The 16720-nt window shown below is 62.9% G+C and carries 15 protein-coding genes and 1 pseudogene; 7 read left to right on the top strand and 9 right to left on the bottom strand.

Annotated elements, in window-relative coordinates:
• From PHS32_RS14740 to PHS32_RS14765, 6 genes are all read right to left on the bottom strand, one after another.
• Positions 1 to 1197 (bottom strand): amidohydrolase family protein, encoded by a 1197-nt coding sequence (locus PHS32_RS14740; RefSeq protein WP_301079783.1) that lies wholly within the window; start codon positions 1195 to 1197, stop codon positions 1 to 3.
• A 61-nt stretch (positions 1198 to 1258) separates the two neighbouring features.
• Positions 1259 to 1948 carry a TetR/AcrR family transcriptional regulator gene (locus PHS32_RS14745; protein ID WP_301079784.1) on the bottom strand — a complete coding sequence of 230 codons (690 nt, stop codon included), beginning with the start codon at positions 1946 to 1948 and terminating at the stop codon, positions 1259 to 1261.
• A gap of 100 nt (positions 1949 to 2048) precedes the next feature.
• Positions 2049 to 2378, bottom strand: coding sequence for a ferredoxin FdxA (gene fdxA / locus PHS32_RS14750; RefSeq protein ID WP_301079785.1), 330 nt, complete (start codon positions 2376 to 2378; stop codon positions 2049 to 2051).
• Positions 2379 to 2471: 93 nt separating this feature from the next.
• On the bottom strand, positions 2472 to 4187 hold the full coding sequence (locus PHS32_RS14755; protein ID WP_301079786.1) for an aldehyde ferredoxin oxidoreductase C-terminal domain-containing protein: 1716 nt from the start codon (positions 4185 to 4187) through the stop codon (positions 2472 to 2474).
• Positions 4188 to 4326: 139 nt separating this feature from the next.
• Complete coding sequence (locus PHS32_RS14760; RefSeq protein ID WP_301079787.1) at positions 4327 to 5100, bottom strand: ferredoxin--NADP reductase; 774 nt, start codon at positions 5098 to 5100, stop codon at positions 4327 to 4329.
• 370 nt (positions 5101 to 5470) lie between these two features.
• Positions 5471 to 5761, bottom strand: coding sequence for a PIN domain-containing protein (locus PHS32_RS14765; protein ID WP_301079788.1), 291 nt, complete (start codon positions 5759 to 5761; stop codon positions 5471 to 5473).
• Between the two features lie 232 nt (positions 5762 to 5993).
• Between PHS32_RS14765 and PHS32_RS14770 the strand changes: the two genes are divergently transcribed.
• From PHS32_RS14770 to PHS32_RS14780, 3 genes are read left to right on the top strand one after another with little or no spacing between them, the layout of a single operon-like run.
• Positions 5994 to 9149 carry an efflux RND transporter permease subunit gene (locus tag PHS32_RS14770; RefSeq protein WP_301079789.1) on the top strand — a complete coding sequence of 1052 codons (3156 nt, stop codon included), beginning with the start codon at positions 5994 to 5996 and terminating at the stop codon, positions 9147 to 9149.
• 3 nt (positions 9150 to 9152) lie between these two features.
• Positions 9153 to 10361 (top strand): efflux RND transporter periplasmic adaptor subunit, encoded by a 1209-nt coding sequence (locus tag PHS32_RS14775; protein ID WP_301079790.1) that lies wholly within the window; start codon positions 9153 to 9155, stop codon positions 10359 to 10361.
• The gene (locus PHS32_RS14780; RefSeq protein ID WP_301079791.1) at positions 10358 to 11776 is read left to right on the top strand and encodes an efflux transporter outer membrane subunit; all 1419 of its coding nucleotides are present in this window, start codon (positions 10358 to 10360) and stop codon (positions 11774 to 11776) included. The genes PHS32_RS14775 and PHS32_RS14780 overlap by 4 nt, the downstream gene beginning before the upstream one ends.
• On the opposite strand, the gene PHS32_RS14785 is transcribed toward PHS32_RS14780, so the two are convergent.
• Positions 11762 to 12247, bottom strand: coding sequence for a hypothetical protein (locus PHS32_RS14785; protein WP_301079792.1), 486 nt, complete (start codon positions 12245 to 12247; stop codon positions 11762 to 11764). The two genes, PHS32_RS14780 and PHS32_RS14785, sit on opposite strands and share 15 nt — an antisense overlap.
• A gap of 166 nt (positions 12248 to 12413) precedes the next feature.
• Between PHS32_RS14785 and PHS32_RS14790 the strand changes: the two genes are divergently transcribed.
• Positions 12414 to 12803, top strand: a complete 390-nt coding sequence (locus PHS32_RS14790; protein ID WP_301079793.1) for a hypothetical protein — start codon at positions 12414 to 12416, stop codon at positions 12801 to 12803.
• Here the strand turns inward: PHS32_RS14790 and PHS32_RS14795 are convergent.
• Together PHS32_RS14795 and PHS32_RS14800 are read right to left on the bottom strand one after the other, a co-directional pair.
• Entirely contained in the window at positions 12728 to 13639 is a 912-nt protein-coding gene (locus PHS32_RS14795) for a nitronate monooxygenase (protein ID WP_301079794.1), read from the bottom strand. The genes PHS32_RS14790 and PHS32_RS14795 overlap by 76 nt on opposite strands.
• Positions 13640 to 13654: 15 nt before the next feature.
• Entirely contained in the window at positions 13655 to 14209 is a 555-nt protein-coding gene (locus PHS32_RS14800; protein WP_301079795.1) for a cytochrome b/b6 domain-containing protein, read from the bottom strand.
• Between the two features lie 179 nt (positions 14210 to 14388).
• On the opposite strand from PHS32_RS14800, the gene PHS32_RS14805 reads away from it, so the two are divergent.
• The 3 genes and pseudogenes from PHS32_RS14805 to PHS32_RS14815 all read left to right on the top strand — a co-directional run.
• Positions 14389 to 15282, top strand: coding sequence for a LysR family transcriptional regulator (locus tag PHS32_RS14805; RefSeq protein WP_301079796.1), 894 nt, complete (start codon positions 14389 to 14391; stop codon positions 15280 to 15282).
• 174 nt (positions 15283 to 15456) lie between these two features.
• Positions 15457 to 16281 carry a DUF6502 family protein gene (locus PHS32_RS14810; RefSeq protein ID WP_301079797.1) on the top strand — a complete coding sequence of 275 codons (825 nt, stop codon included), beginning with the start codon at positions 15457 to 15459 and terminating at the stop codon, positions 16279 to 16281.
• A 40-nt stretch (positions 16282 to 16321) separates the two neighbouring features.
• Positions 16322 to 16720: pseudogene (locus PHS32_RS14815) on the top strand (hypothetical protein); the annotation flags it as partial.

Consider the following 16720-nt stretch of genomic DNA (forward strand, 5'->3'; position numbering starts at 1 on the left):
TCAGGCGACGCCGAGCACGACGGGAATCGCCGTTGCCGGTGGCGTGTTGCGGCTGCGACCACAACGCACAATGCCGTCGATCATGACCATCCCAACGCCCGGGATGTCGCCACGCTGAATGCTGTCAAGGATGTCGCGCCCCGCCGTATGCTGTGCTTTGTCCAAAAACACAAAGTCGGCAGCCCGACCGACTTCGATCAGGCCACAGTTCAGATTGCGCAGGCGCGCTGTGTTGCCGGTGGCGAAGCAGAACACGATCTCGGCCGGAATGCCGCCCAGGCTGGACAGCAAGGCCACCATGCGCAGCATGCCCAGCGGTTGAACACCCGAGCCGGCCGGCCCATCGGTGCCAAGGATGATACGGTGCGGACACTTGAGTTGCAACGCGGCCTGCGCCGCTGCGATAGCCACTTTTTCATTGCCGTTGTGCACGATCTCGATGGCCCGCGACGACTTTTCGCACAGTTCGCAAACATGGGCCTCGGACAAGGCAGTATGACCACCGTTGATGTGACCGATGACATCCGCATCGGCCTCAAGCACCACGTCCTTGTCGATCAGACCCGATCCCGGAATGGAGGGGCCACCGGTATGAATGGTGCTCTGGATGCCGTACTTACGGGCCCAGCGGACCATTTCCGCAGCCTCGTAGCCAGCCTTGACGGAACCCAGACCCACTTCACCGAGCAAACTGACGCCAGCGTCGGCCAGATCTTTGAAGTCTTGTTCGACCATGCCTTTTTCAATGATCGGTGCACCGGCCAGGACCTTGACGCCGCCGGGGCGGAAATTGTCGAACGCGCGCTGTGCGGTAATGGCCAGCGCTTTCAGGCCAACGATATCCTTGGGTCGCCCGGGCAAGTGGACTTCACCCGCGGAGATCATGCTGGTGACGCCGCCGTGCATCGTGGAATCGATCCAGCCGCTCTGGTTCTGGCGCGGCGTCCAGTCGCCGAACACCGGATGAACGTGGCTGTCAATCAAGCCCGGAGCGACGCAGGTCTGCTGTGCATCAATCATGGTCTGAGCGTGCTCAAGGTTGCAGTCCTTGGCTTTGCCAACGGCCACGATCAGGCCGTCGTTCACGACAATCGTGTCCGCGTCGAGAACGGGCAAGTCGATGTCGCCAGACAACAGCAAGCCAATGTTCCGGATGACTACTTTGCCTGATTTTTCGGTTGCTCCTTGGGTTGCCATGGTTTTCCTTTTAAAGGTTGATGAAAACGTCAGTTGCTACGGCTGCGCACAGCGGAAAAAGTCAGCGGTTGCGCATGACAGTGCGCATCACCGCGCTGATGATGAAGGTCTGCCACTCTGCCAGGGCTTCTGGCGTCTTCAGGTCTTCGCCGAGAAAGGTTGATAGCGTGTAGCCGTTGGCGATATAGAAGTAGCCCATGGCTGCAATCAGCAGGTAGACATTGCGTGCCGAGACATCGGTTCTGAAGACACCTTTTCGCGCGCCGCTTTCCAGTAGCTGACGAATGATGTCTATGGCTGGCGACGAGTAGTCCCTGGCGCGCGCCGATTTCGAGATATGTTTGCCTCGATGAAGGTTTTCGGTATTCAGCAGTGTGATGAATTCAGGGTTCTTGTGGTAATAGGAAGCCACGAAGCGAATGATTTCCGTGAGGGATTCAACCGGCTGTTCGATGTCTAGCCGCAATTCCATTTCGGCGTCGTTCATGCGCCGGTACATATCCTCCAAAACTTCGATAAACAAGCCTTCCTTGCTTCCAAAGTAGTAGTAGATCATTCGGTCGAATGATTTTGCGGTCTTCGAAATCTTCTCCACGCTAGCGCCCTCGTAACCGTAACGGGCAAAGACTTTGGTGGCAGCACGAAGAATGTTGTTGCGTGTTCTGTTGGCTCCGCTTTCTCGAGCGCCGGTTTGATTCGCTGGAGCGCTGCGGGAAGCTGATAAAGGGAGACGGTTGGATTTGGCAGTCATGGTGATGTGATAGAGATTCTGGCTTCGGCTCGCTCGGGTCAAGATTATTCGTTCGAAATCTTCAAGGATGAATCATGCTGGATCCAAGGGAGTGCGAAGCTCAACGAATGAGATCCGACAACTTGCCACTTTGGTCCTTCCAATGGTCGGCGTCCGGCAAGGGGGCCTTGCGCTTGCTGATGCCTTTCCAACTCGGTAGCTTGGCCAATTCGGCGTTGAGCAGGGTCATGTGCCGTTGATCCGCTGGCACATCTTCCTCGGCATAGATGGCGTTCGCCGGGCATTCGGGAATACAAACCGCGCAGTCGATGCATTCAGCCGGATCGATGGTCAAGAAATTGGGGCCTTCGCGAAAGCAGTCGACCGGGCAGACGTCGACGCAATCGGTGTACTTGCATTTAATACAGGCTTCGGTTACTACATGAGTCATGGCTGTTTCTCACAGACGCTGATCAAGAGGGTGAATATTGGTTCAGCGGCGATAACCAGGCAAAGCGAACAATTCGACTCCATGACGCTTCACTCAGTTGCGGACAATGAGTTGATCCAAACTCTGGTTGACTGCTTTGCCGCGATGGCGCGCCAGATTGCCGGTGGGCGCCAGCGCCTCGGCGTAAAAGAAGGCCGGGAGTTCGTCGTCCTGGTCGGTAAAGCCGGCCAGCTGGTTGAACTTCCATTCCAGTTTCAACACCTCGAGCCCCATCGTTTTGGGGAACGATTCATCGAGCTGCGTGCCGTGCGCGTCGTTCAGTGCGTTAACGATCAGTTGCGGATTGGTGTCGGTCACGGAGCGTCCGAAGATGCAGAAACCCAGGGAATCCGCGGCTGCCGCTGCCACCTGTGCACCCAGGCTGACCGCTACCAGATCTTCGGTGCTTTTGCCTTTGCAATCGAAGGCCGGCAGGTTGCCGGCGGTGTGATCCGCACCCTGCGCGGTGAGCATCATGGATATGCCAGTCACTTCGATTACGCGTGGGTCGTAGGCGCTGATGGCTTGGCGTTTGATAACCGGCACGCGCGTGACGCCGTAATGCTTGCCGACCTGGGCGGTGCCCTGAGCCAGCAGGCGGCCGCGCTGGTTGCCGATACGAATATCCTCCAGCGCTGCCGCCATGAAAGCGACATCGCCAAAGGCGCCTTGTCCGGCCTCCATCAGCACCCCCAGCGTGGCGCCGAGTTCTATGGTGTCTATGCCCAAGTCGTTGGCCACGGCATTCAGGCGCGCCACGTCGTCCGGGTCCTGCAATCCGCAATTGCTACCCATCAGACCCAGCGTTTCGTATTCCAGCGGCGACACCATTTCCTGGCCCTGGTCGTCAAAGTAGACGTTGCTGCACTGAATCAGGCAGCCAGGCATGCAATCGTGCGCGGTCTTGCCTCCGCGTGTCAGGTTGCGCTCGCGAATGTAGGCGCCACCCAGTTTGAGTGGACCGTCTTTTTCTTCAACCAGGCGTCCGACGCTGAAGTTTCGCACCGGCAGGCCGCCGATATAGTTGGTCAGATCGGCCACCATGGCGGTACCCAAGCGTTTGAAATTGTCGATCGCCGACTCTTTGCCGAGTTTGGCGCCGTATTCGCGGACCGCGCCCATCACCTTCTGACGGTCGTGGAAAGTTGGCATCTTGTGCGTATCGATAACGATGGCCTTGACTTTCTTGCTGCCCATCACGGCGCCAACGCCACCCCGTGCAGCCAGCCTTGAGGGACGTGCGTCGGTATCCGCAAACGAAATGCCGGCCATCAGTCCAAGGTGTTCGCCGACCGGGCCGCAGATCGCAAAGCTTATCTTCTTGCCGTACTTTTCGATCAGCATGCGGGCGACTTCGTTGTTGCCCCTGCCCCTATACGGTTCGGCGCTATCGAACGCAATCTGTCCATCCTTGGTGATGCGGATGACGATCCAGTCGGGCGATGCGTTCTGCAAGGTGAAGCCCGCGATTTCAAGTTGACCCAGTGCGAAGCCAAAGGTACCGCCGGCATTGGCTTCCTTGATGCCACCCGTCAGTGGGCTCTTGCATCCCACGCTGAGCCGGTTCGCATTGGAGAAATTCGTGCCCGCAAACGGGCCGGCAGAAAAAATCAAGGGGTTCCGTGGCGACATCGGATCGACGCTGGCAGCACCCATTTCAAGCAATGTCTTGGCGATCAGGTAGCGGCCGGAACGAATAATGGCCTCGCCGTGAAGTTCTTCGCATTTGATCGATCGATCCGCGAGATTAATTTGTAGATACTTGCGCATAACTGAAACGCTCCTGTTTTTGCCATTGTACTTCCATAAATGTTGCAATCACTACATGTATTTGTCGTGTTTACTACATGGCTGCCTGGTATCGGCGATGGGCTGGATGACGTCGGCGCTTCAGTTGAGGGTGTGCTGTCTATGACTCGACAAAAGCACGCTCAATGACGAAGTCACCCGGCTTGGCGGTGCTTCCCTCCAGGAAGCCTGTGCTCTCAAGCATTTGCTTCAAATCTCTGAGCATGGCCGGACTTCCGCAAAGCATGACGCGGTCTTGCGAGGGGTCCAATGCAGGCAATTTCAGGTCGGCAAACATCTTGCCGTTTTCAATCAAGTCAGTGATCCGGCCCATATTTCGATAGCATTCACGAGTCACTGTGGGATAGTAAAAAAGTTGATTGGAGATCAGATCACCGAGAAATTCGTCCTTCGGTAAATGGTTAACGACCAAATCGTGGTATGCGAGTTCGTCAACCTGACGTACGCCATGAACCAGAACGATTTGTTCGAACTTTTCATAGGTTGCCGGATCGCGAATAATGCTCATGAAAGGGGCCAGGCCGGTCCCCGTCGAAAGCATATAGAGTCGCTTGCCTGGAAGCAAATAGTCAATAAGCAACGTGCCAGTTGGTTTTCTGCCAACGATGATCGTATCCCCGACCTTGACATGCTGAAGTCGCGATGTCAGGGGGCCGTCAGCCACCTTGATACTGAGAAACTCAAGATGTTCTTCGTGGTTTGGGCTAACGATACTGTAGGCACGCAGCAGCGGCTTATCATTGACCCTGAGCCCAATCATTGTGAAGTGGCCGTTGCTGAACCGCAAAGATTTCTCTCGGGTCGTTGAAAAAGTAAATAGTCGTTCAGTCCAATGGTGGACCGACAAGACACGTTCTTCGTTGAAAGCGCTCATGGCGAGTGACTACCTGAAATTTTGTTGGGTTGTTCGGCGATCCAGCTTTGGCTTTGCCAACTTGCGGGCTCCGGCTTTCGATGGCTCCGCCTTTGGCAAGGACGCAATGCGCTTAGAGATGGTTGCCCATTGCTTGGACCGGCATTCGTTGAGTTCCAAAAAAGGTTTGAATTGTTCAGGCGTGGCGATGTCTGCCTGGATGTGCTGACAGAACATTCCAGATTTCAAAGCACGCCGTCATTGCATTCACCTGGATCGATTGGCAGGAGGTCCAAACCTTGCTTTCATGAAAGCGGTCCATGGGGCAAGCTCAAACAACAATTCGTGTGTTCGCGCTTGATGCATGCGTTCGTCACTGCGTGAGCCATATTCATTCCTCGGTGGAGTTGGGCGTGATGGAGGTGCGTTTCATGGGTTGCTCGAAATATGCCATATAAATGTAGTAAACGCAACATGTAAGTGTAGTGTACGCAACATTATGGAGGTGATGGAGTGGTTTCGGTGGCGCTGACGGGTGGACTTCACTCGCTGGTTTGACTGGGTCGGTTGTCCAGGTCGCCACGCCGGTGCCAAAGAAATCGGCGTCCTCCGTCGATATTGGGCAAGCTATCCGTACCGCACAGGCAAGTAGAAGCAGTAATTGCCATCGCGGCAGTGCCAATCAGGGTCTTGCCGGCCTTTTTCACCACTGCCATGCCTGCGTCCGGTTGGCCCTGCGTGGGAGTGACATGGCCTGCCGTTTGACCGTGGCGTGTGACAGCCACCGGCGTGCTGGAGGCAATGAACTCCGCCAAGCCTGCGCGCAACCGCATCCGGGCCAGAATGAGTGGCTGTCGACTCGGGCCGGTTCCCGCTTGCTATGATTTGCCGCATAACGAGGAGAACTGTTGCCGATGTCCATGGTCCAGCTGGCGCTGCGTCGCCCTTACACTTTTATCGTGATGGCGCTGCTGATCGTGTTGGCAACGCCCATTGCGCTGCTGAACATGGCGACCGACATCTTTCCGGAAATCAACATTCCGGTGGTCAGCATCATCTGGAACTATGGTGGCCTGTCGGCGCAGGAAATGGGGCAGCGCATCGCCGGCCAGAGCGAACGCGGCCTGACCACGACGGTCAGCGACATCGAGCACATCGAATCGCAGTCGCTGGCCAGCGTCTCCATCATCAAGGTGTTTTTTCAGCCGACCGCCAACATCCAGACCGCCATTGCCCAGGTGGTGGCGGCGATGCAGACGCAGGTGCGCCAGTTGCCGCCCGGCATCACGCCGCCGCTGGTGATCAAGTACTCCGCTTCCAGCATTCCGGTGGTCCAGTTGGCGCTGTCCAGCCCGACCTTGCCGGAGCAGGCCGTGTTCGACAACGCCGTCAACGTGCTGCGGCCGCAGCTCATCACCATTCCGGGCGCCGCGGTGCCCTATCCCTACGGCGGCAAGAACCGCTTGATTTCGGTCGATCTCGACACCGCGGCCCTGCAGGCGCGCGGCCTGGCACCGGTCGACGTGGTCAACGCGATCAACCTGCAAAACCTGATTCTGCCGTCCGGCACCGCCAAGTTCGGCGGCACCGAGTACACCGTCAAGATGAACGGCTCGCCCGACGCCATTGCCGGCCTGGGCGACCTGCCGGTACGCACCAGCGGTAGCGCCACCACTTATTTGCGCGATGTGGCGCAGGTGCGCGACGGCTTTCAGCCGCAAACCAACATCGTGCGCCAGAACGGGGAGCGCGGCGTGCTGTTGTCGGTGCTGAAGAACGGCGGCGCTTCCACCCTCGACATCGTCGCCAACCTGAAAGCCTTGCTGCCGCGCGTGGCCCAGGTGCTGCCGCCCGACGTCAAGGTGACGGCGCTGTTCGACCAGTCGGTGTTCGTCAAGGCGGCGGTCAAGGGCGTGGTGCTGGAGGCCTTGATTGCGGCGGCGCTCACCGCCGCCATGGTGTTGCTGTTCCTGGGCAACTGGCGCAGCACCTTGATCATTGCGCTGACCATTCCGCTGTCGATCCTGGCCTCGATCCTGGTGCTGAAGATGCTGGGCGAGACGCTCAACCTGATGACCCTGGGCGGCCTGGCGCTGTCGGTGGGCATTCTGGTCGACCAGGCGATCGTGACGATAGAGAACATCGAGCGCCATCTGCACATGGGCAAGCCCATTGCCGAGGCGATCGAGACCGGCGCCGGCGAGATCGGCGTGGCCGCCTTCGTCTCGACGCTGTGCATCTGCATCGTCTTCGTGCCGCTGTTTTTCCTCTCCGGCGTGGCGCGCTTTCTGTTTGTGCCCATGGCCGAGGCGGTGGTGCTGGCGATGGTCGCCTCCTACCTGTTGTCGCGCACCCTGGTACCGACCCTGGTGTTGCTGCTGATGGCCAAGCAGCAAGGCGCACCGAGCGGCGACAGCCTGCTGCAACGCCTGTACCGCGCCTTCGACCGCCGCTTCGAGCGGGTCCGGCGTGCCTACACGCTGGCGCTGTCGGCCCTGCTGTCGCAGCGGCGCGGTTTTGCCCTGCTGTTCATGGCGTTCTGTCTGGGCTCCTGCTTGTTGTACCCGGTGCTGGGGCGCGATTTCTTCCCCAGCGTCGATGCCGGTCAGATCCGTCTGCACCTGCGGGCACCGACCGGCACCCGCATCGAGGAGACGGCGCGTCTGGCCGATGCGGTGGAGGCGGTCATCCGCGAGATCATCCCGCGCGAGCAACTGGAGACCGTGCTCGACAACCTGGGCGTGCCCAACAGCGGCATCAACCTGTCGTACAGCAATGCCGGCACCATAGGCACGCTGGACGGCGAGATTCTGCTGTCCCTGCGCCCAGGTCACGCGCCGACCGAGGCCTTCGTTGCGCGCCTGCGCCTGGAACTGCCGCAGCGTTTTCCCGGCATCGAATTCTTTTTCCAGCCGGCCGACATCGTCACGCAGATTCTCAATTTCGGCTTGCCGGCGGCGATCGACGTCCAGTTCACCGGCGCCGACCTGGCGGCCAATGCGCTGCTGGCGGCCGAGCTGACCCAGCAGATCCGCCAGATTCCCGGTGCCGTGGACGCCCATGTGCACCAGCGGCTCGATGCCCCGGCGCTGAACCTGCAGATGGACCGCAGCCGCTTGCAGCAGGTCGGCCTGACGGCCGCCAACGTCGGGCAAAACGTCTTGATCTCGCTCTCCGGCAGTTCGCAGACGGCGCCGGCGTTCTGGCTCAATCCGCAAAACGGCGTGGTCTACAACATTGCGGTGCAGACCCCGCAATACCAGGTCGATTCGCTGGACGCGCTGCTCAACATGCCGGTCGGCAGCGGTGCCAGCGGGCCGGGCAGCGGCAGCACCCAGTTGCTGGGCAATCTGGTGGAGGTGACGCCAGGGCGGATGCTGGCGGTCGCTTCACGCTACAACATCCTGCCGGCCATCGATGTTTACGTCAGCGTTCAGGGCACCGATCTGGCCAGCGTGGCGGCGCGCATCGAAACCCTGATCGAGCAGCTGCGCCCCCGCTTGCCGCGCGGCAGCCAGCTGGTGCTGCGCGGCCAGATCGAAACCATGCAGGCGTCGTTTGTCGGACTGGGTGTCGGGCTGGCGATGGCGATCGTGCTGGTGTACCTGCTGATCGTCATCAACTTCCAGTCCTGGATCGACGCGCTGATCATCATTGCGGCGCTGCCGGCGGCCTTGGCCGGCATTGCCTGGATGCTGTTCATCAGCGGCACCACGCTGAGCGTGCCGGCCCTCACCGGGGCCATCATGACCATGGGCGTGGCGACCGCCAACAGCATCCTGCTGATCTCGTTCGCGCGCCAGCGCATGGCGGCTCAGGTGCCGCCGCTGGCGGCGGCGCTGGAAGCCGGTGCCACCCGCATCCGCCCGGTGCTGATGACGGCGCTGGCCATGATCATTGGCATGATTCCGATGGCGCTGGGGCTGGGCGAGGGCGCCGAGCAGAACGCACCGCTGGGGCGCTCGGTGATCGGCGGCCTGCTGTTTGCCACCATCGCCACGCTGTTTTTTGTGCCGGTGGTGTTTGCCGCCGTGCACCAGCGCTTGGCCCACAAAAACCTGGAGACCTGAAGCATGACCGAGCAACGCCATTCGGCCCTGGGTTTGCACCCGATCGCGTTCGACGCCGATGAAGCGCCGGTGGAACTGCTCAAGCGCCGCCAAATCGTGCGCCGGACCCAGTTCACCGCCCTGATCCTGCTGCTGCTGCTGTCTGCCGGTGCGGCGCGCACGGTGCTGAGCCGGATCGCCAACGCGCAAGCGCTGGGCGCCAGCAGCACCGAGCAGGCGCGCCAGTACGTCAAGACCACGCAGGCCCGGCGCGCCGCCGCCGGTCAGACACTGGCCTTGCCGGGTACCCTGCAAGGCTTTGTGCAGTCGCCGATCGCCGCCCGTGCCAGCGGCTACCTGAAACGCTGGACCCGGGACATCGGCAGCAAGGTCGAGAAGGGCGAACTGCTGGCCGAGATCGAGACGCCCGAGATCGACCAGCAGTTGAGCCAGGCGTTGGCGGCGCGCGATCAGGCCGCGGCCAGCCTGCAACTGGCCAGCAGCACGCTGGCGCGCTGGGAGGACTTGCGCAAGAAGGATGTGGTGTCGCAGCAGGATCTGGATGAGCGGCGCAGTGCCGTCGCGCAGTCGAAAGCGTTCCTGGCGGCGGCCGAGGCGAACGTGCAGCGGCTGCGCCAACTGGAGGATTTCAAGCGCGTGCTGGCGCCGTTCGCCGGCGTGATCACGCGGCGCAATGTGGACGTCGGCGATCTGATCGACAGCACGCGAGCGCTGTTCATGCTGTCGCAGACCGATCCGCTGCGCGTCTACGTCAATGTGCCGCAGGCCTACGCCCAGTTGGTCAAGCCCGGCCAGCCGGTGCTGGTGACGCAGACCGAGTTGCGCGGACGGCGTTTTCCGGGACAACTGGTACGCACCGCGGCAGCCATCGACAGCGCCACCCGCACCATGCAGCTCGAAGTGGCGCTGCCCAACCATGACGGCGTTCTGCTGCCCGGGTCCTACGTCAAGGTCGAGCTGTCGCTGGCCGCCAGCCAGTCGCTGCTGGCGCCGACCAACACCTTGCTGTTTCGCGCCGCGGGCACCATGGTGGCGGTGGTCGACGCCAACGGCCGCGTGACGCTGCGCCGGGTCACCGTCGGGCGCAACTACGGTGTCGATTTCGAGGTGCTGGACGGCATCGCCGAGACCGATCGCCTGGTACTCAATCCGCCCGATTGGCTGGCCGACGGCCAGACCGTGGTGCTGAGTCCGGGCAAGGACGGCTTGTGATCGTGCGCCGTATCTTCCCTGCCGTCGGTCTCTCGGTCCTGTTGGGCTGCGCCGCCGTCCCCGAGTACCAGCCGCCGGCGCTGGAGCTGCCGCCCGGCTGGAAGCTGGAGGCGCCCTGGCGCGCCGGTCGGCCGGCCGACGCGGCCAGCAAGGGTGCCTGGTGGCAGGTTTTCGACAACCCGGAACTCGACGCGCTGGAACAAAAGGCGCTGGCCGGCAGTCCGACGCTGGCCCTGGCGCAGGCGCGACTGGCGCAGGCGCGCGCCGCGCTGGCGGCGACGGCGGCCAGTGCACTGCCGCAACTGGGTTTGAGCGAGCGCGCGGCGCGTCAGAAGATTTCCGCCAATCGGCCGCTGAGCAACTACGCCAGCCCCAATTTTTCCACCGTGCAGAACGAGCTCAGCGTGTCGCTGACGGTGGGCTACGAGCTCGATCTGGCGGGGCGCGTGCAGCAGACGATAGCCGGTGCCAAGGCCTCGGCCGAGCAAGCCGCCGCCGATCTTGAGAACACCCGCCTGCTGTTGACGTCCGATCTGGCGGCCAACTATTTCAACCTGCGCGAAATCGACGCCGAGCTGGATGTGCTGGCGCGTGCCATCGCATTGCAGCGGCGCGCCCTGGAACTGGTGCGCGCGCGCCATGACCTGGGCGCCGCTTCCGGACTGGATCTGGCGCAGCAGCAAGCCTTGCTGGAAACGACGCTGGTGCAGCTTGAGTTGCTGCGCCGCCAGCGCGGCCAGTTCGAGCATGCGCTGGCGACGCTGACCGGGGCTGCCGCGGCGCAGTTCAGCTTGGCGCCGGAGCGCCGTGAACTGGTGCCGCCGGCGGTGCCGCTAGGCCTGCCCTCCGATCTGTTGCAGCGCCGCCCCGACATTGCCGCCAGCGAGCGCGCCATGGCCGCCGCCAACGCCCAGATCGGCGTCGCCAATGCCGCTTTCTATCCCAGCATCACGCTGGGGTCGGCGCTGGGCCTTGACAGTCGGGAACTGGCCACGCTGCTGGATGCGCCCAGCCTGCTGTGGTCGCTGGGCGTGTCGGCCGCGCAAACGCTATTCGACGGCGGCCGCACCCGCGCCAACCTGGAATTCGCCAGCGCCGGCCATGCCGCCAGCGTGGCCAACTACCGGCGCGTGGTGTTGACGGCGATGCAGGAGGTGCAGGACGGCATCACCGGCTTGGCGGCGCTGGAGCGCGCGGCGCAGCAGGCCGACGCCGCCTTGCTGGCGGCGCGCCGGGTGTTGGATATGACGACGGCACGTTATGAGGGCGGCGCCTCGGCCTATCTGGACGTGGTCGTGGCACAGCAGGCGCTGCTGGCCAGCGAGCGCCAAACGGTCCAGTTGCTGGGGCAGCGGCTGGTGACCACCGTGTTTCTGGTCAAGGCGCTGGGTGGCGGCTGGTCAATCGCCCAGTAACTTCTGCAGCCGCCGCTGCACCAACCGCGATACGACGAAGCGGCCGATCACGTCGGCTTGCGACAGCAGGCGTGCGCCTTCCTGCGCGCAACTGGCTTGACGCGCCGCCAACTCGGCCTCGGGCAGCAGTTTTTGCGTTTCCAGCGCGGCATTCAGCAGGGCCTGCGAGCGCGCCTCGTCGCGATCGCCCTGCAGGTAGGCGTGTCCGATGAAAGCCGCCCCGGCTTCCAGCGTGGCCGTCAGCGGGGCCTGCAATTCGGGCTGTCCGGCCTTCACCTGTCTGGCCAGGTCAAGGGATTTGACGTCCAGCGCGGCAACGCATTCGGCCGTGTGCAGCGCGCGTTCGCTGGCGGCCGGCGTGCTGGCCAGGCCGGCAGGGGCGGCGCACAGCAGCGCCAGCAGCGTGCTGGCGCGCAGGGCGGCAGACCGGGGTGTTTCCGGTGTCTCGGTCAAGCGGAGGGTCCAGCGCATGGGGTCCATTGAAACATGAAATCGGGGCACCGAACTATAGCGTCAAGGTGGTGCCGCGGAACGCCTCATGGCCAGGGCTATTCAGCGCCGCAAGCAATAGGGTAAAGTCTTGCCGTCAGCACCTTGCCGCGTGCATGACGCAAAAGATAAAAACGGGAGTGTGGCCATGCCAATCAGAAAACAAGTCTTCGTCACCATCGCCAAGCTGGTGCTGGCAGCCCTGCTGCTGGCCGGGATAGCCGGCTTCCTTGGCAAACAAATGGCGCCCGGTGCGCCATTGATCCTCGTATGGACTATGGCCATCGGCCTGATCGTGCTGCTGCTTGTGGTGGCGCTGGTCTCGCTGACGATCCGGCAGTTCATCTTGCGCCAGGGTGGCACCGACCCTCAGTGGTTCTGGTTCTCCGGCGACCCCGAGGGCTTGGTGACATTGCGCTCGGAGGCGGCCGCGCAAAAACTCGAACAGCAGCCCTGTTCCCGTCAGCCAAACCCGCTGGCCAATTCGGCAACGCGTTCGGCTGCCGACACGATGGAGTCGATGCGGCCGACACCCTGACCGGCGAACAGTGACAGCTTCTCGGCGACCCGCGGGGCATCCACCAGGCGCGCGCCGCCGCCGATGAAACGCAACAGGTTCCAGCGCTCGCGGTTCGGAATCACCCGGTGCGGCGTGCCGAACTGCCAGCCAAACGAATAACCGGTGCGGTACTCGGTGTCGTCGGTCGTGGCTTCCAGCAGTCGGCGCTTGTAGACCGGGTGCGCCAGGGACTCATGCGTCGCCACGAAGGCGGTGCCGACCCAGACTCCGGCGGCCCCCAGTTCCAGCAGCGCCCTGACGTCATGGCGGTCCGTGATGCCGCCGGCCGCCAGTACCGGGCGCCCTTGTGCCACGGCCACCACCGCGGGCAATAGCGACAGCAGGCCGATCCGGCCATGATGCAGGTGACCGCCGCCTTCCGCGCCCTGTGCAATCACCATGTCGGCACCCTGGTCGAACGCGCGCCGCGCCGCGGCGACCGTGCCGACCTGGACCATGACGGTCAGGCCGGCCGCCTTGGCGCGCGGTATCACGGCACCGAAGTCGCCATAAAACAGCGACAGCACGCCAGGGTGTTCCTCCAGTACCACCCGCAGTTGGGCTTCGAACACCTCTGGCCCGCCCCACACCGGGACCAGGTTGACGCCGAACGGCCGGTCGGTCAGGGCTTTGGTTTCGCGGATCCATTGCCGCAGGCGCAGCGGCGGCTGGCGCAAACCACCGAGGTGGCCCAAAGCCCCTGCATTGGAGACCGCGCCGGCCAGCGCCGGCCCGGCCATGCCGGCCATGCCGGCCTGAAACACCGGGAGCTTGATGCCGCAGCGGTCGGCGGCGTTCGCGTGGCTTGTCTTCATGGGTTCAGCACCGGTTCAGAGTTCGACCTGCTTGCCCAGCATGCGGCGCAGCGTGTCGTCCTTGTTGACGATATGGTGCCGCAGCGCACCGTAGACATGCAGCGCCAGAGCGGCGGCAAAGGCATAGGCGCCGAGACTATGCAGAAGGCGCGCCACGCCGGCCAAGCCTGGTGCCGGGTCGACCAGCGGAGTCAGCGCGACTCCACCGAACAGCCGCAGTTGGGTCCCGGCCGCCGACAGCGCGGTCCAGCCCAGCAGCGGCAAGACCAGCGTGGCCGCGATCAGCGCGATTGCCAGCGAGCGGCTGACGATCAGTTCGATCGGACTGACCGCACCGACCGGCAGCGGATGGTGGAAGCGCAGCCGTGCCCACAGGCGGTACAGCGACAGCAGCAAGACGCTTAGACCGATGCTGCCGTGCCAGCCCAGCAGCGCCAGTTTGGCGGGACCCGGTTCCAGCCGGGCGGCGGCAAGGCCCAGCCCCAGCAGGGCCAGCACCGCGGCGGCCACTGCCCAGTGCAGAAAAAGTGTCAGCGGCGAGAACCTCAGACCGGTATCGTGCAACTGCATCCCGGAATCTCCATGCAAAAGATGGCCACGGCGGGCCGGACATACGGGCCAAAGATAACCCGCATCGCCCATCCTGTAAACTGATTTATATTGATGTTTAGCATCATCAAAACTGATTCACGAACGGGCCCTCCCGGGCCGCGTCAGGCCGTGATGGGAAGGAAAAAGAGGTTCAAGCCATGGAAATGCGTCAACTCAGGATCTTTTGCGCGGTGGCGGATCAGGGCAGCTTTACCGCTGCCGCCGAGACCCAGCACTGTGTCCAGTCGAATGTCACGATGAGAGTCAGGGAGCTTGAGACCGAGCTGGGACAAGCGCTGTTTCTGCGCAGCCGCGGCGGCGTCGCGTTGACGGCCGCCGGGCGCACTTTTCTGGGCTACGCGCGGCGCATCCTGCAGCTGGCCGACGAGAGCCGAACGGTCTTGTCGGACTCCGACACGCCACGCGGTCTGCTCAGGCTAGGCGCCATGGAAACCACGGCGGCGATCCGGCTGCCGGCGGTACTCATGACTTACCGGCAGCGCCACCCCGAGGTTCAGTTGTCGCTGGTCACCGGGACCACGGCCGAGCTGATCCGGGGCGTCCTGGAACGCCGGCTGGACGCCGCCTTCGTCGGCGGCTTTCACCCGATGCCGGAACTGCAGCAGGAACAGGTTTTCGAGGAGGAGTTGGTGCTGGTCAGCAACAGTCGCTTTGAGACCTTGAAGGCGCTCAAGCGCGCGATGTCCGGGCAGTCGATTCTGGTGTTCAAGACCGGCTGCTTCTACCGCTCGACCTTCGAACGCTGGCTGGAGCGGGCCGGGCTGGTGCCGCAGCAGGTGCTGGAACTCGGCACACTGGACGGCATCCTGTCCTGCGTGGCTGCCGGCATGGGCGTCACGCTGCTGCCGCGGACGGTGATCGAGCGCCGTCAGGATCGCCGGGCATTGCGCTACCACGCCCTGCCCAACGACATCGCACGCGTGGCAACGGTGTTGCTGCGGCGCCAGGACACGCCGGAGACGGCGGCGCTGCGCTGCATGGTCGAGATCGCCCGGGACCAGCGGCTGGTGCCGGCGCCTGCCACCTCTTGAATCGCCGCGCTCTGGCGGCAGCCGCGCCAGGGCTGGCTGGCCGTGGCAATGGGCGCCAACGAGCGGCCTCAAAGCAGGTTCCGAACGGAGAAATGTCGGTTTTTGACGAAACAGTGCTTGCGCCTCAATTTAATATGGGATATATTCCCATTTAATTGAATTGATGACCAGGCCATGTCCGAATCCCGTGCTGATCTTTCCCTTGCCGCCGCCTTGCGCCTGCTGGCGCCGTTGGTGACCTTGCTGTTGCGCGAGGGCGTGACCTACCCGCGCTTTGCCAACGCGCTGAAGAAGACCTTTCTGGAAGCGGCCACCGGCGTACTGGAGGCCAGTGCGACGCGGGTCAACGATTCCAGCATCAGCACCCTGACCGGCATCCACCGCAAGGATGTGCGGGAGTGGCGTGCGGTGGGGCAACCACGCCCGCCGGCCAAGACCTTCGGCGCCGTGATGGAGGTCTTTACCCGTTGGGCCAACGACCCGGACTATTGCGACGAGCACGGCCAGCCGCGGGTGCTGGAGCGCAGCGGCGGTGCCGGCACTTTTGAGGCGCTGGCGGCGGCGGCCTCGAACGACGTGCACCCGCATACCTTGCTGCGCGAATTGATCCGCTTGGGCGTGGCGCGACCGGTCGAGGCCGAACCCGGCGCCAGTGCCGACCGGATCAGCTTGTGCGCGCAAGCCTTCGTGCCCAGCCAGGGTAGCGCCGAGATGCTGCAACTGTTTTCCGACAACGTCGGCGACCACCTTGCGGCAGCGGTGCACAACCTGAGCGAAAGCGGCACCCAGATGCTGGAGCAGAGCATTTTTGCCGACCAGCTAAGCCCCGAGTCGGTGGCCGCCTTGAGCGCGCTGGCACGCCAGATCTGGCTCAAGGCGTTCCACGAGTTCGTGCCCGAGGCCACCGCCTTGAGCGACCGGGACCAGGGCCAGCCGGGTGCCGATCGAAGGCTGCGTGTCGGCATGTATTTCTATCACGGACCGGACGCCAAATCCTAGGCTGTCGATGAACCTTTTTTTGTTTTTCAAGGAGCCACCAATGGCCAACTTTTCTTTTATGACACGCTTGCGGACGCTGCTTGCGCTGGGCCTGACGGCGTTGCTGATGGCCGCTTGCGGCGGTGGCGACAGTACCGTGGCCGGTGTCGGTTCCGGCGGCACCGGGTTCGGGGTCACCACCGGATTTGGCAGCTTGATCGTGGACGGCATGCGCCACGACGACAGCGCCGCCAGCTATTGGTCGGAACAGGAGCAGGGTAGCGCCATGGCGCTGGCGCCCACCGGCGCCCCTCTCGGTCAAAGAGTCGAGTTGTCCTACGACGGCAACGGCAATATCCGGTCGGCCCTGATTTCGCCCGAGCTGGTTGGCAGTGTGACGGCCGTCGGGTCCAACAGCGTGACGCTGCTCGGCACCAAGGTGTTCATCAATACCGATGCG

It is taken from the genome of Rhodoferax sp. (assembly GCF_028714215.1).
Classification (GTDB): Bacteria; Pseudomonadota; Gammaproteobacteria; order Burkholderiales; family Burkholderiaceae_C; genus Rhodoferax.